Consider the following 19528-nt stretch of genomic DNA (forward strand, 5'->3'; position numbering starts at 1 on the left):
GCAGCCGTCGTGCGGGGACGTTGGCGGACGATCTTTTCCGGATTAGCCCTTGGCGCATTGCGGCCGGCGCGTGTCGGCACGCCAAACAGCAAGGCACTGATCCGACGGGAATTCGGATAGAGCCAAGGGGATCGAACATGCTCACTCCATATCGCTCGCGCCTGCTTGCATCGACGCTGTTCGTCGGCGCGACGGTGCTCGCCCAACCGGCCTTCGCCCAGACCGCCGATCCGGCCACACCGCCGCCGGGCGCCACGCCGCAGGAGGCCGCTCCGGCGGCCGAGAGCAGCAGCGGCGACATCATCGTGACGGGCACGCTCATCCGCAATCCGAACCTCGTCTCGTCCAGCCCCGTGTCGGTCACTTCGTCGGAGGAGATCGCGCTCAAGCAGTCGACGGTCGCGGACCGGCTGATCCGCGACATTCCGGGCGTCGCCGCCGGCATCGGCTCGAACACCAACAACGGCAATGGCGGCGCCTCCTTCGCCGATCTGCGCGGCCTCGGCGCGAACCGCAACATCGTCCTGCTTGACGGTACGCGCATCACGCCTGCGAACCTGAACGGCAACGTCGATCTCAACAACATCCCACTCGCCCTGGTCGATCGCGTCGACCTGCTCACCGGCGGCGCCAGCACCACTTATGGTGCGGATGCCGTGTCCGGCGTGGTCAACTTCATCACCAAGCGCGATTTCGCCGGCATCGACCTCACCGTCAGCAACGGGATCACCGAGCGCGGCGACGGCAACCGCTTCCGCGCGGACGTCACGATCGGCGGCAATTTCGACGACGGCAAGGGCAACGCCGTGCTGAGCATCGGCTACCAGCAGGCGGACGAGGTGTTCTTCGCCGGCCAGCGGCCGCGCTCCAACGACACGCTCGATTCGTTCGACGGCACGGCCGCGGGCGCCTCGCAGACGGCGGTTCCGGCGCGCTTCTCCGTGGCGGGCGTCGGCAACCGCAACATCGATCCGACGACCGGCAACCTCGTGCCGGTGTTCGCCTTCTTCAACTTCAACCCGTACAACATCTTCCAGACGCCGTTCGAGCGGTTCAACATCTACGGCGCGGCCCACTATGAGGTGTCGGACTCGCTGGAGGTGTATACCCAGGGCCTGTTCTCGAAGAACACGGTCAACACGATCATCGCACCGTCGGGCGCCTTCTCCAGCCCGGTGTCGATCCCGGTCAGCAACCCGTATCTGCCGGCCGGCGCCCGCGCGACCTTCTGCGCGAACAACGACTTCAATCCCACCATGGCGGGCGTGCAGACGCTGACGCCCGCGCAGTGCGCCCTCGCCGCGACGGCCACCAGCCCGACCGATCCCAACTACAAGGAATTCAGCACCAACCTGTCGCGCCGGGCCGTTGAGGCGGGCGGGCGCGTCAGCCAGTATAAGACGACGATCTTTAACTATCGGGCCGGTCTGCGCGGCCAGATCACGGATTCGATCCGCTACGACGTCTACGGCGCCTACGGCGAGAGTGAGAACACGCAGACGCAGCAGAATTACGTGCTGATTCCGCGCCTGCAGCAGGCGCTGCGGTCGACCAACACCACGGCCTGCCTCGATCCCACGGGCGGCTGCGTGCCCGTCAACGTGTTCGGCGCCGCCGGAACGATCACGCAGGATGCCGTCAACTTCCTCCAGGCCCCTGCCTTCTCCTCGAACAACACGTCGCTGGCGCAGGTGCACGGCGTGCTCAACAGCGATCTGTTCACGATCGGGTCCGCTTCCCAGCCGGTGGCGGTCGCCGTCGGCGGCGAGTTCCGCAAGTACAAGGCGGACATCCAGGCCGACACGCTCGCGCAGAGCCCCGGCGCGCTCGGCGGTGCCGGCGGCGGCATCATCCCGGTGAACGGCGGCTACCGCGTCTACGAAGGCTTCGGCGAACTTATCATGCCGCTGGTCAGCGACGCGCCATTCGCCAAGAGCCTGACCCTGGAGGCGGGCATCCGCTACTCGTCCTACAAGGTGGATGCGGCGGGTTCGCCCTCGTTCAACGCCACCACCTACAAGGGCGGCGCCACCTGGGAGCCGATCGACGGGCTGAAGGTGCGCGGCAACTACCAGCATGCGGTGCGCGCACCGAACATCGGCGAGCTGTTCCAGCCCTCGCAGGTCGGCCTCACCAACCTGCGGACCGATCCGTGCCAGGGCCAGGCGCCGGTGAACAACGCGCTGCTGCGCGCGGTCTGCATCGCGCAGGGCGCGCCGGCCAGCCAGATCGGCGCGATCGACCCGCCGTCCGCCGGCCAGATCAACGCCACCTTCGCCGGCAACCCGAACAACAAGCCCGAGAAGGCCGACACCTACACGGCAGGCGTCGTCTTCCAGCCGGACTTCGTGTCGGGCTTCTCGATCTCGGTCGATTACTACCGGATCCGGATCAAGAACGCGCTCACCGCGCCGACGCCGGGCGACACGATCGCCGCGTGCTTCGGCAATCTGACGGCGGCTAGCGCCACGAGCCCGCTCTGCACGGTGATCCGCCGCGATCCCGCGACGGGCGGCCTCGATGGCGACGCCAGCACGACGCCGGGCCTGCCTTCGCCCACCACCAACAGCGGCCGGCTGGCGACGGACGGTATCGACGTGGTCGCCAACTATCGCACCAACCTGAACGACACCTTCAAGCTCGCCGTCAGCGCCAGCGCGAACTATGTCTTCAGCTACAAGTTCCGCGCGGCCGCAGGCGGGCTCAACCGCGAGTGCGCCGGCTACTACAGCGTGAACTGCCTGCCGGGTAACGCCCTGATCGGTGGCGGTGGCTCTATCCTGCCGGAGTTCAGCCTCAACCAGCGCACCACCCTGAGCGTCAAGAACTTCGACCTGTCGCTGCTGTGGCGGCATATCTCGTCGGTGAAGCAGGAGCCGTTCGACGCGGACGCCTCGAACTTCGGCAGCAACGGGCCGGCATTCGCCGCCTTCCGCAAGATCAAGGCCTATGACATCTTCGATCTCAGCGGGCGCGTCGGCGTGACGGACAATGTCGAGCTCACGGTCGTGGTGGAGAACCTGCTGGACAAGCAGCCGCCGTCGGTCGGCAGCAACATCGGCTCGACGACCTTCAACAGCGGCAACACCTATCCGTCGACCTACGACGCGCTGGGCCGCCGCTTCACCGTGGGTGCCCATCTGAAGTTCTGAGGCGGGGCGACTCAAACAGCCTGGGGGCGGGGGAGCGGCTGACGGCGCTCTCCCGCCCCTTTCGTTTCGGTCATCGGCAGCGCGCGTTCAGATCGAGGTGAGGATGGACCGGGACGAGGTGCAGCGGGCGCTCGCGGCGGCGGCTCAGGCGAGACAGGCCGGCCGGCCGAAAGCCGCCGAGCAGCTCTACCGCTCCATAATCGCCCGCGCGGGCGAGCAGCCGCTGGCGCTGAACGCGCTCGGGCTTCAGGCACTCGGCGCGGGCGACCGTGCCGGCGCGGCGGCGCTGTTCCGCCGGGCGATCGCGGTCGACGCCAACGCGCCCGATCTCTGGATGAACCTCGCCAAGGCGCTGCGTGACGACGGCGACGATGCCGGCGAGCAGGCGGCGCTGGAGGGCGCGCTGGCGATCGACCAGCGGCACTTCATGGCGCTGGTGCGGCTGGCGGAGCTGTTCGATCGCACCGGCGAGGACGATCGCGCCGCCGAACGCTGGGGCAACGTGCTGGCGATGGCCTCGCAGATCGAGCAGCGCAGCCCCGCGATCGAGATGATGCTGGACCATGCGCGCGATCGGGTGGCGCGCCGGCACGCCGCCTTCGCGACAGCGATCGACTTGGGGCTCGCCGCCGCGCGCGCGGATCTGACGCCGGGAGAGGGGCGGCGCTTCGATGCCGCGATCGATCACGTGCTCGGCAAGCGGGCGATCCATGTCAACCAGTGCGCCGGCCTGCACTTCCCGTTCCTGCCGGCCGAGGAGTATTTCGAGCGGCGGCATTTCCCGTGGCTCGGGGCGCTGGAGGCGCGCACCGGCGAGATCCGCGCCGAGGCGGAGGCGCTGCTCGCCGATCCCGCCGCCGGCTTCCTGCCCTATGTGGCGATGGCGCCTGGCACGCCGGCGAACAAGTGGACGCCGCTCGACCGCTCACCGGACTGGGGGGCGCTGCACCTGTGGAAGGACGGCCGGCGCAACGATGCCGCCTGCGCGCGCGCGCCCGTGACCGCCGCCATCGTGGAGGGGCTGCCGCTGATCGACCTGCCGGGCCGCACGCCCACCGTCTTCTTCTCGCTGCTGCGGCCCGGCGCGCACCTGCCGGCGCATACCGGCGTCAGCAACATCCGCACGATCATCCACCTGCCGCTGATCGTGCCGGAAGGCTGCAGCTTCCGCGTCGGCGGCGAGACGCGGCCGTGGCGGGAGGGCGCGGCATGGGCGTTCGACGACACGATCGAGCATGAGGCGTGGAACCGTTCCGACGCGGTCCGGGCGATCCTGATCCTGGATGTGTGGAACCCGTATCTGAGCGAGGCGGAGCGGACGCTGCTGCGGCAATTCTACGCCGTCTCCGACGCCAGCGGCCAGCATCTGGATGCGGCGCGCGTGGCGGACTGAAGATCGAGGCGGGCGGCGACGGTGCCTGCTTCTCACGAGCGATCGTCCGATAGCGGCCTATCGCAAGTGCCGAAGCGCACCGCCGGGTTGCCGGTGGCGGCCCGCAGCCTGCCGGGGCGTTCGGCAACTATCCGCGGTTCGCCCGTTCTGATGATCGCAAAGGAAGCGGCCGACACTGGACGACCGACCGCCTGTGCCCGAGCCGTGGCCCCAGGCGATCGAGGCGAGCGGCTGATCGCCACGTCGGCTTCGCCATACCGGATCCCGAGGAGCCGGCCGACCCGATCTGGCGCCGGCAGGATTTCTGCCCGCCGATCCCGCCGCGCTGAAGGCGCTCAGGCGGCGGCGAGCAGCGGCGGCGCGGCGCTGCTTGGTTCCGGCACGGCCGTCCGCCCGCGCGGGGCGAGGCCGGCGAGGAAGGCGGCGGTGCAGGTGTCCCAATCGTAGCGACGCCCTTCGGCCAGGCAGGCCGCGCGATCGGCGGTGAGGGCGCGGGCGACGGCGGCGGCGAGATCCTCGTCGAGGGCGCCGATCGGGCCGGCGGCGCGATCGCCCGGTCCGCGTCCGCCGAGGCCGATCACGTCGAGCGGGCCGCGCACCGGATATCCTGCCACCGGCACGCCGCTGGCGAGCGCCTCCGCCATCACGAGGCCGAACGTGTCGGTGCGGCTGGGGAAGACGAGCAGATCGGCCGAGGCATAGGCCGAGGCGAGCGCGCCGCCGTGCAGCGCGCCGAGGAAGATCGCGTCGGGGAAGCGCTTCTCCAGCGCCGCGCGCTCCGGACCGTCGCCGACGATCACCTTGCTGCCGGGGACGGCGCAGTCGAGGAAGGCGGCGATGTTCTTCTCCACCGCCACCCGCCCGACGCAGAGCATCACCGGGCCGGGCAGATCGGCCATCGCCGGGTGGGTCGGCGCCGCCGGCGAGAAGGCGGCGAGATCGACGCCGCGCGACCAGAGGTGGGTCTTCGCCAGCCCCTGCCCGTGCAGTTCCGCCGCCAGCGCCGGGGTGGCGCAGAATATGCGGGCCGATGCGCGGTGGAAGCGCCGCACGACCGGCCAGAACCAGCTGGCCGGCAGGCCGCTGCGCAGCGCGACATATTCGGGGAAGCGGGTGTGGAAGGAGGTGGTGAACGGCATGCCCGCCGCCAGGCACCAGGCCCGCGCCGCCCAGCCGAGCGGGCCTTCCGTGGCGATGTGGACGGCGTCCGGCTCCAGCAGGTCGAGCAGGCGGTCCATCTTGCGGCCGCAGCCCATGGCGAGGCGGATTTCGGGATAGCTGGGGCAGGGGATCGTGCGGAAGCGATCGGGCGTGATCGTCTCGACCAGGCAGCCGCGCAGCCGCAGCCGCTCCACCGTGGTCGTCAGCGTGCGGACCACGCCGTTGACCTGCGGCGCCCACGCGTCGCTGACGAGGGCGATCCTCACGCCATCACCGGCTCTTGCGCGGGCTGCGCGCGATGCTGCTGCAGCTGGAGCACCGGCGCGCGCGTGCCGCCTTCGGAGAGGACCGCCCACTCCAGTATCTCCATCGCGCCGTCGGCATGTTCCACCAGCGCGGTGCAGCTCTCCACCCAGTCGCCGTCGTTATAGTAGGTGATGTCGCCGATCTCGCGGATCTCGGCGCTGTGGATGTGGCCGCACACCACGCCGTCGACGCCGCGATCCGCCGCCGCATGGGCGACCGCCTCCTCGAAGCGGGAGATGAACTGCACGGCGTTCTTCACCCGCTTCTTCACGTGGCAGGCGAGCGACCAGTAGGGCAGGTTCAGCCGGCGGCGGACATTGTTGACCAGCGCGTTGCTCTTCAGCAGCAGCGTGTAGGCGCCATCGCCGAGAAAGGCGAGCCAGCGCGCGAACAGCACGATATTGTCGAACACGTCGCCGTGCAGCACCAGCAGCCGGCGCCCGTCGGCGGTGACGTGGATCGCTTCCGGCAGCAGCTCCACGCCGCCGAAGTGCAGGCCGACATAGTCGCGGAAGCTGTCGTCATGGTTGCCGGGCACGTAGATCACGCGGGTGCCGTGCTTGGCCATCTTCAGAATGCAGCGAACGACGTCGTTATGTCGCTGCGGCCAGTACCAGCCCTTCTTCAGCTGCCAGCCGTCGACGATGTCGCCCACCAGATACAAGGTCTCGCACCGTATCGAGCGGAGGAAATCGAGCAGCATGTCGGCATTGCAGCCGGCGGTGCCGAGATGCAGGTCGGAGATCCACACGGTGCGATACTTCAAGTGCGGCCCGTCGTCGTCGCGTGCGCGTGCGTCCGTGCGCAGCCACTCGGGAATGGAAGGCTTCGCCATCGTCTTCATCTTGCGGGCGGAGAGAGCGGGCGCCTGTCGCGCGTGGACCTGGCGCTCTGGCAGGGAAGCCATGGGCAAATAGCCTTTCGCGTTGGGGGATGGCGCGGGCGCCTGCCCTTCGTCGGCTGTGCCAATGACAGAAATTGGCGACTAGTCGATTGCGACTAGGTTACGGTCCTCTGACAGTCGCCGGACGAACAGTGACAGGAAAGAGACGTGCGACATGAATATTACGCGCGCCGGACGTCGATCTGTAACAGATTGAGTGGCAAAGCGGGCAAGAACGGCCGAGGCGGCGTGCCGCGACTGGATCGGACCGATCGGCGCGCGTAGCGGCGGCGGGCGGAACGCGCAACGGCTGTAACGCTGCGCCCAGGCAGAATCGAGGATTTCCATGACCCAGGCTGCTCCGACGATGATGACCGATCAGGTGGCCGCCGCATACGGCCGCTGGGCGCCGATCTACGATCTGGTGTTCGGCCCCGTGTTCCGGCGCGGGCGCAACGCCGCCATCGTCGCCGCCGAGGCGGTGGGCGGGCGCGTGCTGGAGGTGGGCATCGGCACCGGCATCTCGCTGCCCGCCTACAACCGCCGCACGCGACTGGTCGGCGTCGACATCTCCGAGCCGATGCTGGAGAAGGCGCGAGCGCGGGTGCGCGAGTTCAAGCTCGACAATGTCGAGGCGATCGACGTGATGGATGCCGAGCGGCTGGCCTTCCCCGACGGCGCGTTCGACGTGGTGGTGGCGCAATATGTCGTCACCGCCGTGCCCAATCCGGAGGCTGCGCTCGACGAGTTCGTCCGCGTCGTGCGGCCGGGCGGCGAGATCATCATCACCACGCGCATCGGCGCCGAGGCCGGCGTGCGCCGCGCGATCGAGAGGATCCTGATGCCGATCACCAGCCGGCTGGGCTGGCGGACGGAGTTCTCGTGGGCGCGCTACGCGCGCTGGGCCGATACCATGCCGGCCGTGACCCTGGTGGAGCGGCGCAGCCTGCCGCCGCTCGGCCACTTCTCGCTGCTGCGCTACCGCAAGCTGGATGCCGCCGCCGGCGGCAGCCGCGCCGCCTGAGCGCGCCTTCCCCATCCCCGATCACGAGGTTCGCATGACCGGCTTCCTGGATTGCCTGAAGGAACAGCGGTGGGACGATCACCGCTACTATCACCACAATCTGGTCAACCAGAGCCTGCATCTGCTAAGCGCCAGCACCTTCGTGTGCGCCTATATACTGGTCTTCAAGGATCCGGCGCTGGCGAGCCTGCTCGGCTGGTGCGTGGCGATGACGAGCCGGCAGATCGGCCACTTCTTCTTCGAGCCGAAGGGCTACGACCACGTCAACCAGGCGACGCACCGGTATAAGGAGGAGGTGAAGGTCGGCTACAACCTCGTGCGCAAGTGGATCTTCATGAGCGTGTGGGTGCTGATCCCGCTGCCGCTGCTGATCGATCCGAGCTTCTTCGGCCTGTTCGTGCCGCACGAGACCATGACGGAGCTGCTGCGCCACGTGGGCATATTGTGGCTGGGCCTCGCCTTCGGTGGCCTCATGTTCCGCACGGTGCAGCTGTTCTTCATCCGCGACGTGCAGACCGGCCTCGTCTGGGCGACCAAGATCCTCACAGATCCGTTCCACGACATCAAGCTCTACCACAAGGCGCCGGTGCGGCTGCTGAAGGGCGAGCGGATCGACGGGATGGCGCAGGCGCACTGAGGTTCGCGTCGGTCTCACTCGTATCGCGTCGCCGCGGACCTGTTCCGGGGCCACCTTTCACCGGGCGGTGGCAGTCTTGCTTTCGCGTTGCGCTTAGGTCCAGACCCCGGAACAGGTCCGGGGCGACGGGTCGTGAGATCGGGCAGAATGCCCTCAGCCCTCGCGCCGGCCCAGCCGCTCGGCCACCACTTCGCGCAATATGCCGCGCCGGATCGCCTTGTCGGTGAGGCCGGGCTGTTCCCACCACCAGCCGCCGTCGCGCATGGCGCGGGCGGCGGCGACGAAGCGGTCGACGACGACCGCGAAATCCTCGTCCGTATAGTTCAGGCTGAAGATGATGCGGCCGGTGCCGACCCAGCTGAGCGCCAGCCCCTGCGCGCGGAGATGATATTGCAGCATCCAGTTGTAGCGCGACGGGCGGGTGTAGCCGACCGTCCAGATCGTCGCGAGGGCGGCGACGCGCACCGGCAGATCCTCTTCGGCCAGGCGGCGGTTGAGGGTCTCGGCCCGCTCCGCCCAGCGCTCGTCCATGCCGTCGTAGAACGCGCGGATCGCGGCCGTGTCCAGCCGGCGCAGGAAGGCGTTCATCGCCGCCATCACATAGGGATGGGCGTTGAAGGTGCCGCGGGCGAAGCAGATGTCGGCGGGTCGGTCCGCGCGGAAGCGCTTCATCAGCGCGGCGCGGCCGCACAGCACGCCCACCGGCAGGCCGCCGCCCAGCGACTTGCCGTAGGTGATCATGTCCGCCTGCACGCCGAAATATTCCGCCGCGCCGCGCGGGGCCAGGCGGAAGCCGGTGAACACCTCGTCCAGGATCAGCACGATGCCGCTCGCCCGGCAGGTCTCCGCCAGCCGGCGCAGCCACGCGCCATAGGCCGCGCGGTCCACGCCGGCCCGGCGGCTGCTGTCAACCAGCGCGCTGTCGCCGGGGGCCGACTGGTTGGGGTGCAGCGCCTGCAGCGGGTTCACCAGCACGCAGGCGATGTCCGTGCGCTCCGCCAGCACCGCCAGCGTGCGATCGGACATCTCGGCCAGGGTGAGCGTGCGATCGGCCGAGACCGGGTTGCCGATGCCGGGCTGCACATCGCCCCACCAGCCATTATAGGCGCCGCTGAAGCGCACGATGCGATCCCGGCCGGTATGATATTGCGCCAGCCGCACGGCCTGCATCACCGCTTCCGTGCCGGACATGTGGAACGAGACCTCGTCCAGCCGCGATATCGCCCGCAGTCGCGCCACATTGTCCGCCAGCACCGGATGATAGCTGCCGAGCACCGGGCCGAGCGCACCCGCCTGCGCCACCGCATCGGCGATGCACTGCTTGTAGAAGTCGTAGCCGAACAGGTTGACCCCGTAGGAGCCGGTGAGATCATGGAAGACGTTGCCATCCAGATCCGTCACCGTGACCCCTTCGGACGACTGGAAGAAGGCGCCGGTGCCGAGATGCTCCATCACCGGCCCGCGGAACTGGAAGGGCACGCGGTAGCTGCTGGTGAACTGGAGATCGGAGAGGCCCTGCTTCAGCTCGGCCGTCAGCGCGCGCGTCTCGGGATAGCGGGCGCGGTAGAGCGCGGCGAGGGCGTCGAAGTCGGCGCGGCGGCGCGCGGCGATCCCATCCGGCGCGTCGTCGGCGCGGAAGAAGCGCGCGTCGTCATAGCCGTAGAACGGGATCTGGCCGGCGATCCGCTTCGCCATGCGCACATGCCCGCCGAGCCCCGGATGCTTGGCGCGGGAGAGGGCGAGGCGCTTGCGCCCCTTGGACAGAGCGAGCGCGGCGCCGGCGGCGCCCGCGCCCAAGGCGGCGATGGTGGTGAGTCTGTTGGCCATGAGGGCGCTGGCTATTCGGCCTCGCGGACGGGATCATGACAGTTCGCACCGCGATCGCGAAAATCGTGATGCAGGAGGATCTGAATTTCCTGCTCACCAACCGCATCCCCCGTCGCCTGGCGACGCGCTTCATGGGCTGGTTCGCCAAGATCGAGCATCCGCTGGTGCGCGCGCCCTCGATCGCGCTGTGGCGCTTCTTCTCCGATGTCGACATGGCCGATGCGGCGGCGCGCCGCTATCGCAGCCTGCACGCGGCCTTCATCCGCGATCTGGTGCCCGGCGCTCGCCCGGCCGATCCCGATCCGGCGCTGCTGGCAAGCCCGTGTGACGCGATCGTCGGCGCGTGCGGGCGGATCGAGGGCGATCGGCTGCACCAGATCAAGGGCTTCCCGTACCGCCTGCGCGACCTGATGGGCGATCAGGCGGAAACGGCGACGTGGCGCGACGGCAGCTTCGTCACCCTGCGGCTGACGGCCGGCATGTACCACCGCTTCCATGCGCCGCACGACATGGTGGTGGAGAGCGTCACCTACATCTCCGGCGATACGTGGAACGTGAACCCGATCGCGCTGAAGCGGGTGGAGCGCCTGTTCTGCCGGAACGAGCGGGCGCTGATCGCGGCGCGGCTGGCGGGCGGCGGCCTGCCGATCCTGCTGGTGCCCGTCGCCGCGATCCTGGTCGCCAGCATCCGCCTGACCTTCCTCGATACGGTGCGAAACCTGCGCGTGGGCGGCCCGCGCCGGATCGAGACGGCGGCGCGGCTGGCGAAGGGCGAGGAGATGGGCTGGTTCGAACATGGCTCAACGATCATCCTGTTCGTGCCGCCGGGCTTCGCCCTGCACGAGGACGTCGCGGAGGGGCGGCGCATCCGCGCCGGCCAGCCGATCGCGCGGCTGCCGGACGGCGGGACGGGCGCGCAGCCCGATTGACACGCGTGCCCGGCAGGCAGACCTTCGGATCGTCAGGGACGGAGATCTTCACCGAAGGGGCGTGACCATGGCCTGCCGTTGCCTGAACTGCATCGTACCGCCGCATATGCTGCGCCGGCTGCTCGATTGCCGCGAGGAGAGCGTGCGGCAGGCGGCGCTCGCCACCCTGCTCGCCACCGAGCGACTGCGCGGCGCCCGCATGGTGCGCGCGCTGGGCGGCGCCACGCCGGGCGCACCGGCCGGCGGCCGGCGGACGGTCTACGATTGCCGCAACGCCACCGACCTGTCGCTCGCCGTGATCGCCCGCACCGAGGAGCAGCCCGACACCACCGACACCGCCGTGAACCACGCCTTCGACGGGTTGGGCGCGACGCGCGACTTCTACGCGACCGTCCTCTCGCGCGATTCGATCGACGACAAGGGGATGCGGCTGGATGGCTACGTCCACCGCGGCACGAAGTATAACAACGCCTTCTGGGACGGGCAGGAGATGGTGTTCGGCGACGGCGACGGCGTGATCTTCACCAACTTCACCGGATCGCTCGACGTGATCGGGCACGAGCTGACCCACGGCGTCACCCAGTTCGTCGCCGGGCTGGAATATCACGATCAGCCGGGCGCCCTGAACGAGTCGATCTCCGACGTGTTCGGATCGCTGGTGAAGCAGTGGAAGAACGGCCAGGCGGCCGACCAGGCGGACTGGCTGATCGGGCCGGACATCTTCACGCCCGATGTGGCGGGCGACGCCCTGCGATCGATGAAGGCGCCGGGCACCGCCTATGACGATCCCCGGCTGGGCAAGGATCCGCAGCCGGCCGACATGGCGCATTATGTGAAGCTGCCGAACACCGACGAGGGCGACAATGGCGGTGTCCACATCAATTCCGGCATCCCCAACCGCGCCTTCTACCTGACGGCGACCGGCATCGGCGGCAATGCGTGGGAGGCGCCGGGCCACATCTGGTACGAGGCGCTCGCCGCCTCCAACCCCAAGACCGAGTTCCAGGATTTCGCCGACACCACCTACACCAAGGCGACGCAGCTGCACGGCACCGGCAGCCCGGCGCAGCAGGCGGTGCTGGATGCCTGGGCGCAGGTGGGCATCCGCATCAGCAGCGCCGTGATCGCCGGATCGGACGGCGATCGCCCGCCCGGCGACGACGGCGGCCGCAGCTTCGCCGAACTCTCCCGCCAGATCGCCGGGTTGAGCGAGGCGGTGGGCGCGCTTGCCGGCGCGGTCGCCAAGATCAGGCCCTGATTCAGCGGAGCCCGGCCGATGAAGCTCAGCATGACCACCCATGGCGGCTGGGCCGGCCGCTTCGCTCTGCCGGCGCGGATCGACACGGCGGCGCTGGCCCCCGCCGATGCGGCGGAAGGCACCCGCCTCGCCATCGCCGCCGAGGGCGCCTCGCGCGCGGAGGAGGCGCGGGCGGCCGAGACGAAGGCCCGCGCGCCGGAGGCCGAACGCTATGCGATCACGATCGACCATGGCGACCGCAGCGTCTCGCTCACCCTGTCCGAGGCGACGGCCGAGCCGGCCTGCCGCGCGCTGCTGGACTGGATGCGCGCCCACCTGCCGGGCTGATCGCCCGACGCCGGTGCGGCGGATCGCGCCGGCGGTGCGTTGGCGCCATCCGGGTGCCGGTGGTGGCGCCATGACGAGGAACAATCGATGAGCAGGGTGCTGGTTCTCTATTATTCGAGCTACGGCCATGTCGAGACGCTGGCGAACGCCGTCGCCGAGGGCGCACGCGCGACCGGCGCCACCGCGGACGTGAAGCGCGTGCCGGAGACGGTTCCGGACGACGTCGCCCGGCAGAGCCACTACAAGCTCGATCAGGCGGCGCCGATCGCCACGATCGACGATCTCGAACGCTATGACGCGATCGTCGTCGGCACCGGCACGCGCTTCGGCCGCATGTCCTCGCAGATGGCGGCGTTCCTCGATCAGGCGGGCGGGCTGTGGGCGCGCGGCGCGCTGAACGGCAAGGTGGGCGCGGCCTTCACCTCCACCGCGTCCCAGCATGGCGGGCAGGAAATGACCCTGTTCTCGATCATCACCAACCTGCTGCACTTCGGCATGACGATCGTCGGCCTGCCCTACAGCCACAAGGGGCAGATGACGCTGGACGAGATCGTCGGCGGATCCCCCTACGGCGCCACGACGATCGCCGCGTCCGAAGGATCGCGCGCGGTGAGCGCCATCGAGATCGAAGGCGCGCGACACCAGGGCGAACTCGTCGCCAAGGTCGCGAGCAAGCTGTTCGGCTGAGGACGGCGCCGCGAGGAGGATCGCACCCGGCCGCGTTCGCGGCCGCGTGCCCGGTCGTTAGGGCGCAAGTCGTCTGGACGCGAGCGTCGTGGCCCGCACTTTCCGCGATCCTCGCTCCGCGGCGTGGCGAACGGGCGCGGGCGGCCGGGCCTCGCGATCAGCCCCGCCGATCGTAGTCCAGCATCGAGGCCGGCGCGTGGCACCGGCGGACCAGGCCCGTCACCACCTTGCGGCGGAATTGCCGCAGCGGCAAAGCGTTCAGCGGACGCGCGCGGATGGCCGCCACCTCCGCCTGGGTGAAGCGGGCGGCGGCGGGCGGAGCGGACCGCTCGCCGAGATCGAACGTCACGAAGTTCATCACCTGCGCCAGCGTCGCATCGTCGAACTGCGCGCGCGAGACGTTGGGCAGGCGGATCACATATTCGCGGCCCTCCGGCGTGCAGAGGAACCAGCCGGCGACGCCGCGCAGCGACGGCACCGATCTGGGCGGCGACACGCCGAGCGTGCCGTGGCACCCGCCGCAGCGCAGGATGAACTGGGTCTGCGCCGGGCTGAGCGTCACTGCATTGCGCTCAGTCGCGTAATTATCCCCGGCGATCGCGGGCGCGGCGGCGATCGCGCCCAGTGCCAGCCACAGCCACGGCTTCACAGCCACGCTCTCACTGCCGGAGTTTCACAGGCGCAACCTCGCGGGCGATCTCACGGGATCAGCCCCTGCGCGGCCAGTTGCTCCCGCACTGTCTTCATCTCGGTCGCGCTCTTCTTCGGCGCGGCGCGTGCGGCCTTGATCTCTGCGGCCGCGAAGGGCGCTATCCTGGGCGGGCCGCCCGGCAGCTTCGTCACATAGGTGAGCGTCGCGGCGATATCCGTATCGGACAGGCGGGCGAAGGGCGGCATCACGCCCATGATCGGCTTGCCGTCGACCATCATGCGCCCGGCCATGCCGTTCAGCAGCACGTCGATCAGATAGGCGCGCCCCGCCGGTTTCGCGGCGATCGCGCCGGCGCGGCCGGCCACGCGCGGGAACTGGCCGGGGATGCCGGCGCCGGCGGCCTGGTGGCACATCTGGCAGTTGGCGGTGTAGGCCATCGGTGCCGTCTGCGCGGAGGATGGCGCCGGCAGCATCAGCGCCGCCAGGACCAGCACGCCATATCTCGGGCGAAGGCGAGGGACGCTGGCGGCGACTCGACTGCGCTCGGCACAAGGGGCGCGGGCAGGGAGCATCGCTCAACTCGCCGCGCCGACGAGCGCCGCCGTCGAGCAGTGATAGGCCATGTTCGAGGTGCCGAAGCACCAGATGATCTCGTTATTGCCCTGCGGCCGGTAGGCTGGGCTCGCCTCCTCCGTATTGTCGCAGCGGCACTGGCCGCAGCCGGAGGTGCCGCAGCAATCGCGATAGGCGATCAGGTAGCTGCGCTTGTCGTCCGGATTGTAGCAGGTCCCGACCCACGAGGTGAGCGAGGGCGAGGTGCCCGGCGGGCAGGTGTGCACGCCGCCGCCGCAGCAGGTGCAGAGCGATCCGTCGATGGCGCAGTAGCGCCAGTAGTTGCACTCGGTATCGTCCTTGGTCTGCGCCTTTTTCTGGAAGTCGGTCAGGTCCGCGCCGGGCGCCGGCTGGCCGGGGGCGGAGGGCGCCTGCGCGTTCGCCTTGCCGCGCTCCACCGGCAGCAACGGGAAGGCGGGCGCGGCGACCAGCGCCAGCCCCAGCCGGGAGAGGATCGTGCGGCGCGAGGTGCCGCCCGCCAGCCGGCGGACGAAGCGCTCGCTGATGCTGTCGATCAGGTCGTTGGCCATGATGCTGTTCCCCTGTTGGCCGGCGTCAGGCCGCTGCCGTGTCGACGCTGCGCAGATACGCCTGGGCGGATGCGAAGCCCTTGTCGTCGGCGTTGACGAGGCTCTCGACATGCTCGCGGCTGCTGACCAGGCCCTTGGCGGCGATCACCCCGTCGCTGCGGATCAGCACGCCGTAGGGCAGCTTGCCGACGTGGAAGGCGAGGCCCACGGCCGGGCTGTTGGCGAAGGGGTAGCCGGAGAGCTTGTACCTATCGACCATCGCCGCCTGCTCGGCCGCGTCGCCGTCGCCGATGAAGACGAGGTCGATGCCTTCGGCCGAGGCGACGCCCTTGGCGATCGGGATCACCTTGCGGCAGACCGGGCAGCTGGGCGCCACGAACATCAGCAGGGTGCGGCGCGGCCCCATTTGGCCCGGCCCGATGGCGAGCGGCCGGCCGTCTATCGTGGTGGCGTGGACGTGCGGCGCGAGATCGCCGGCGGCCGGCCCGCCCCCCGTCACCAGCGCGCCCATCGGCGCGATCCGCTCGTGCAGCACGCCGATCTGCCGGGCGAGCGCCAGCACCGCGATGGTCAGCAGCGCGACGACGATCCAGAGCAGGAAGGTGGAGGCGATCAGCATGTCAGCGTACTCCGCTGGTGGGGGCGGCGCGGCCGGCGCCGGTGCGGGGCGACGCGATCGATCCGAGGGAGGCGAGGATCTGGCCGAGCAGGAACACGAGGAGACCAGCACCCGCCGCCGTGGCGAGCAGCGGCAGCGGCAGCGCGGGCAGAGGCGCCAGGCCGCCCGCCAGCAGCAGGCCGAGGGTCAGGTTGCGCGCCACCAGCCTCCAGCCGATCGGGCGGGGTGCCGCCGCGGGATCGCAGCCGCAATCGATGTGGCGCCGCCCGCGCGCCAGGTTCGCCGCCATCGCCGCGGCGAACAGCGCCAGCAGCCCGGCGGCCGCCGCGCAGGCGAGCGGCAGCCCGGCGACGAGGCCCAGCGCGATCGCGATCTCCACCGGCGGCAGCGCCGCCGCGACGGGCGCCACCAGCACGTCTGGCAGCAGCCGGTAGGCGGCGACGGCGGCGGCGAAGTCGTCCCGCCGCCGCAGCTTGCCGATCGCGGCCGCCGCGAACAGGCAGGCGACGCCGATCCGCGCCATCGCGGCCACGCAGGCGATCAGGAGGGCGGCGCTCATCCGCTCAGAAGCCCGTCATCGCCATCAGGCCGGGGCGGCCGAGATCGTCGAGCGCCTTCTGCACCTTGCCGGTCTGCGGATCGAGCCGCCAGAACCAGCCGTCCTCCGACGCGACATAGAGCTGCGGGTCCGCATCCTGGCTGACGGCGATCGTGTAGCCGGCGGTCGGCAGTTCGTAGCGGGTGACGAGCGCCTGGGTCGCCGCGTCGATCACCCACACCTCCGTGCCGCTGGCCTTCTGCGTCCAGTGATTGCCCTCGTGCATCAGCACGAACAGCCGCCCGCTGGCCGGATGCCAGGCGAACGGGCGTCGTCCGCCGGGCCGCCACGTCTTCTGCTGGGGCGCGGTGGTGGCGGCGGCGAGGCCGGCGGCGCGCTGCAGCGACCAGCCCTGGCCGATGGTGGAGGTGGCGCCGAGCGTCGCCGGATAGACCATGCCGGTATAGGTGATGAACAGCGCCTTGCCCGCCGCGCGATCGACGATGCTCTCCTCAAACACCGGATCCTTCTCGGCATCGAAGAAGACCGGGCTGTGGGTGATCGTGCCCCGGCCCTTCGCGTCCAGCCGCACGCTGGCGAGCGAGCCGTCCGCGCACAGCGAGGCGAAACCTTCGTCGCGGAACGGGTAGACGAGGCCGCAGCCCGGCGTCTCGACGGTGGAGATCACCTTGCCCGCCAGCAGATCGACGACGATCGCGGAGGCGGCCGGCTCCATATTGTAGACGAAGCCGCGCGTGCCGCTGGCGTTGAGGCTGAAGAATGGGATGCGGCCGGAGGCGATCAGGCGGCCGGGCAGCTTGATCTCCGTCTTCAACAGCAGGGTGGTGCCGTCGTAGACGGACACCATGTCCTGCCGGATGCCGCGATTCTGCTTCGTCCAGATCGTCTCGGAGACGTAGAAGGTGCCGTTGTCCGGCGCCACGGCGAAGCCGGCCGCGCCGGTGGAGTTTACCGTTCCCTCGATCTTGGCGGTGTCGCCGTTGATGATCGTGATACCGCCGCCGCGCGTGGCCAGGAACACGCGGTGCGGCGTGGCCGGCGGCAGGGTGGCGATGTCGCTCGTCTCGCTCTCCAGCAGCGGCGGCGGCGGCTTGGCGGGATCGGTGAGGGTGGGGCTGGCGGCGGGCGGCGCCGGCTTCGGCGGTTCGGCGGCGGAGGGCTTGAAGCCGCCGGCGGCGGCGGGCGCCAGCGTCTGCGCGGCGGCCGGGGCGGTCGCCGCCAGCATTAGCGCGAGCGCCATCCAGGAAGTTGCGGTCGGCCGCGCCATGTCTGTCCCCCGTCCAGCGATGGCGGCGATTTGGCGCCGGCGGCCACCGCACCGCCATGGGTCGTTTGACGTAGCCGGCCGATCGCCCCGCGAAGTGGGCCGGGCGGCGGCGGCGGGAGGCGCGCGGTGCGTTCGTCACTACGTCAAACACCCCATGACTCCGCCGCAAGCGGCTCCTATCGTTCGACAATGGAGCTTTGCCGGCCGCACCCTGCCGATCTGGCGCAAGAGCCGGCGGCCGCGCGCCACCAGCGGGTGGACGGGGCGGCGCGCATCGCCTTCGCGGCGCCCGGGCGGCTGGCCGATCTCTACCAGCGCGCGCCCTGCCGTATCCTCTTCCCGGACGTGGAGCCGAGCGAGCCGGTGGAGGCGGTGTCCGTCACCACCAGCGGCGGGCTGACCGGGGGCGACCGGATCCGCGTGGAGGTGGCGATCGCCGCCGGCGCCGCCGCCACGGTCACGACGCAGGCGGCCGAGAAGCTCTATCGCGTGCTGCCCGGCGATCCCGACATCCGTATCGAGACGCGCGTTTCGGTGGGTGCGGGCGGCTGGGGCGAGTGGCTGGGGCAGGAGGCGATCCTGTTCGAGGGCACGCGCGTGGCCCGCGCCTTCGAGGCCGACGTCGCCGTTACCGGCCGGCTGCTGGCGGTGGAGAGCCTGGTCTTCGGCCGATCGGCGATGGGCGAGGCGATGCGCACCGGCCGGGTGCACGACAGCTGGCGCATCCGGCGAGACGGCCGGCTGCTTTGGGTGGACGCGCTGCGGCTGGAGGGCGACGTCGCCGCCGCCATGGCCGCGCCGTTCGCCTTCGGCGACGCGACGTCCAGCGCCACCATCGTCTATGTCGCGGACGATGCCGCGCGCCACCTGGATGCCGCCCGCGCCCTGATCGCCGGCGATCGCGGCGGCGCGACCAGCTTCGACGGGATGCTGATCGTGCGCCTGCTGGCGGCGGACGCGGCGGCGCTGCGCCGGGCGGTGGTGCGCATCGCCGCGGGGCTGCGCGCGGCGGCGGGCGGTTTCGCCGGCCGGATGCCCGCGATATGGCGCTGCTGAGATGAACCTGACGCCGCGCGAGAAGGATAAGCTGCTGGTCGCGATGGCCGCGATGGTCGCGCGTCGCCGGCTGGAACGCGGCGTGAAGCTGAACCACCCCGAGGCGGTGGCGCTGATCGCCGATCATGTGGTGGAAGGCGCGCGCGACGGCGCGAGCGTGGCGGCGCTGATGGCGTCGGGCGGGCACGTCCTCACCCGCGACCAGGTGATGGAGGGGGTGGCCGAGATGATCCACGACATCCAGGTGGAGGCGACCTTCCCCGACGGCACCAAGCTCGTCACCGTCCACCGGCCGATCCGCTGAGGCGCGCGCGATGATCCCGGGCGAGATCCTGACCGGCGCGGGCGAGATCGCGCTGAACGCCGGCCGCCCGGTCACGCGGCTGACGGTGGCGAACAGCGGCGACCGGCCGATCCAGGTGGGCAGCCACTATCATTTCGCCGAGACGAACCCCGCGCTCGTCTTCGATCGGGCGGCGGCGCGGGGCCAGCGGCTCGCCATCGCCAGCGGCACCGCCATCCGCTTCGAGCCCGGACAGACGAGCGAGGTGGCGCTGGTGCCGTTCGCCGGCGCGCGCGTGGCGATCGGCTTCCGCGGCGACGTGATGGGACCGCTGTGATGCGCGCGGCACATTCCTTCCCGGCACGG

20 protein-coding genes are annotated in these 19528 nt (G+C 70.4%); 11 read left to right on the plus strand and 9 right to left on the minus strand.

The features are described from left to right. Window positions 1–137 precede the first annotated feature (137 nt). Window positions 138–3152, plus strand: coding sequence for a TonB-dependent receptor domain-containing protein (locus GNT64_RS00375; RefSeq protein ID WP_156677732.1), 3015 nt, complete (start codon window positions 138–140; stop codon window positions 3150–3152). Between the two features lie 103 nt (window positions 3153–3255). Further along, window positions 3256–4545 carry an aspartyl/asparaginyl beta-hydroxylase domain-containing protein gene (locus GNT64_RS00380; protein ID WP_156677733.1) on the plus strand — a complete coding sequence of 430 codons (1290 nt, stop codon included), beginning with the start codon at window positions 3256–3258 and terminating at the stop codon, window positions 4543–4545. Between the two features lie 335 nt (window positions 4546–4880). Here the strand turns inward: GNT64_RS00380 and GNT64_RS00385 are convergent, their stop codons facing one another. Next, window positions 4881–5972, minus strand: coding sequence for a glycosyltransferase family 4 protein (locus tag GNT64_RS00385; protein ID WP_156677734.1), 1092 nt, complete (start codon window positions 5970–5972; stop codon window positions 4881–4883). Then, window positions 5969–6919: a UDP-2,3-diacylglucosamine diphosphatase gene (locus GNT64_RS00390; RefSeq protein ID WP_231639157.1), complete on the minus strand. Its 951-nt coding sequence runs from the start codon at window positions 6917–6919 to the stop codon at window positions 5969–5971. Before GNT64_RS00390 ends, GNT64_RS00385 begins: the two co-directional genes overlap by 4 nt. A 322-nt stretch (window positions 6920–7241) precedes the next feature. On the opposite strand from GNT64_RS00390, the gene GNT64_RS00395 reads away from it, so the two are divergent. Together GNT64_RS00395 and GNT64_RS00400 are read left to right on the plus strand one after the other, a co-directional pair. Further along, complete coding sequence (locus tag GNT64_RS00395) at window positions 7242–7919, plus strand: class I SAM-dependent methyltransferase (protein WP_156677735.1); 678 nt, start codon at window positions 7242–7244, stop codon at window positions 7917–7919. Window positions 7920–7953: 34 nt separating this feature from the next. After that, window positions 7954–8556 (plus strand): hypothetical protein, encoded by a 603-nt coding sequence (locus tag GNT64_RS00400; RefSeq protein ID WP_156677736.1) that lies wholly within the window; start codon window positions 7954–7956, stop codon window positions 8554–8556. Between the two features lie 153 nt (window positions 8557–8709). Here the strand turns inward: GNT64_RS00400 and GNT64_RS00405 are convergent, their stop codons facing one another. Then, entirely contained in the window at window positions 8710–10383 is a 1674-nt protein-coding gene (locus GNT64_RS00405; RefSeq protein ID WP_156677737.1) for an aminotransferase class III-fold pyridoxal phosphate-dependent enzyme, read from the minus strand. Window positions 10384–10418: 35 nt separating this feature from the next. Here GNT64_RS00405 and asd point away from each other — a divergent pair, with 35 nt between their 5' ends. The 4 genes from asd (at window position 10419) to wrbA (ending at window position 13584) form a co-directional block, all read left to right on the plus strand. Next, a complete protein-coding gene (asd, locus tag GNT64_RS00410; RefSeq protein ID WP_156677738.1) occupies window positions 10419–11312 on the plus strand; it encodes an archaetidylserine decarboxylase in 894 nt (297 codons plus the stop codon). Between the two features lie 67 nt (window positions 11313–11379). Then, the gene (locus GNT64_RS00415) at window positions 11380–12570 is read left to right on the plus strand and encodes a M4 family metallopeptidase (RefSeq protein WP_156677739.1); all 1191 of its coding nucleotides are present in this window, start codon (window positions 11380–11382) and stop codon (window positions 12568–12570) included. An 18-nt stretch (window positions 12571–12588) separates the two neighbouring features. After that, window positions 12589–12897: a protealysin inhibitor emfourin gene (locus tag GNT64_RS00420; protein ID WP_156677740.1), complete on the plus strand. Its 309-nt coding sequence runs from the start codon at window positions 12589–12591 to the stop codon at window positions 12895–12897. Window positions 12898–12984: 87 nt separating this feature from the next. Then, window positions 12985–13584, plus strand: coding sequence for an NAD(P)H:quinone oxidoreductase (gene wrbA, locus GNT64_RS00425; RefSeq protein ID WP_156677741.1), 600 nt, complete (start codon window positions 12985–12987; stop codon window positions 13582–13584). A 157-nt stretch (window positions 13585–13741) separates the two neighbouring features. Here wrbA and GNT64_RS00430 read toward each other — a convergent pair whose 3' ends face one another. The 6 genes from GNT64_RS00430 to GNT64_RS00455 form a co-directional block, all read right to left on the minus strand. Next, window positions 13742–14239, minus strand: a complete 498-nt coding sequence (locus tag GNT64_RS00430) for a hypothetical protein (protein ID WP_156677742.1) — start codon at window positions 14237–14239, stop codon at window positions 13742–13744. Window positions 14240–14283: 44 nt separating this feature from the next. Continuing rightward, window positions 14284–14730: a c-type cytochrome gene (locus GNT64_RS00435; RefSeq protein WP_197277203.1), complete on the minus strand. Its 447-nt coding sequence runs from the start codon at window positions 14728–14730 to the stop codon at window positions 14284–14286. Window positions 14731–14811: 81 nt separating this feature from the next. After that, a complete protein-coding gene (gene mauA, locus GNT64_RS00440) occupies window positions 14812–15378 on the minus strand; it encodes a methylamine dehydrogenase (amicyanin) small subunit (RefSeq protein ID WP_156677744.1) in 567 nt (188 codons plus the stop codon). A 25-nt stretch (window positions 15379–15403) separates the two neighbouring features. After that, a complete protein-coding gene (mauD, locus tag GNT64_RS00445; protein ID WP_156677745.1) occupies window positions 15404–15997 on the minus strand; it encodes a methylamine dehydrogenase accessory protein MauD in 594 nt (197 codons plus the stop codon). Window position 15998: 1 nt separating this feature from the next. Further along, window positions 15999–16556: a MauE/DoxX family redox-associated membrane protein gene (locus GNT64_RS00450; protein ID WP_231639158.1), complete on the minus strand. Its 558-nt coding sequence runs from the start codon at window positions 16554–16556 to the stop codon at window positions 15999–16001. Window positions 16557–16560: 4 nt separating this feature from the next. Continuing rightward, window positions 16561–17796 (minus strand): amine dehydrogenase large subunit, encoded by a 1236-nt coding sequence (locus GNT64_RS00455; protein ID WP_197277204.1) that lies wholly within the window; start codon window positions 17794–17796, stop codon window positions 16561–16563. A 216-nt stretch (window positions 17797–18012) separates the two neighbouring features. On the opposite strand from GNT64_RS00455, the gene GNT64_RS00460 reads away from it, so the two are divergent. The 3 genes from GNT64_RS00460 to GNT64_RS00470 are packed head-to-tail and all read left to right on the plus strand — an operon-like array spanning window position 18013 to window position 19499. After that, window positions 18013–18879, plus strand: a complete 867-nt coding sequence (locus tag GNT64_RS00460; protein WP_156677747.1) for an urease accessory protein UreD — start codon at window positions 18013–18015, stop codon at window positions 18877–18879. A 1-nt stretch (window position 18880) separates the two neighbouring features. Continuing rightward, entirely contained in the window at window positions 18881–19183 is a 303-nt protein-coding gene (locus GNT64_RS00465) for an urease subunit gamma (RefSeq protein ID WP_156677748.1), read from the plus strand. Between the two features lie 10 nt (window positions 19184–19193). Then, window positions 19194–19499, plus strand: coding sequence for an urease subunit beta (locus tag GNT64_RS00470; protein WP_156677749.1), 306 nt, complete (start codon window positions 19194–19196; stop codon window positions 19497–19499). The last annotated feature ends 29 nt before the right edge of the window (window positions 19500–19528 follow it).

Origin of the sequence: Sphingomonas profundi, assembly GCF_009739515.1 — a bacterium.
Lineage (GTDB): Bacteria > Pseudomonadota > Alphaproteobacteria > Sphingomonadales > Sphingomonadaceae > Alterirhizorhabdus > Alterirhizorhabdus profundi.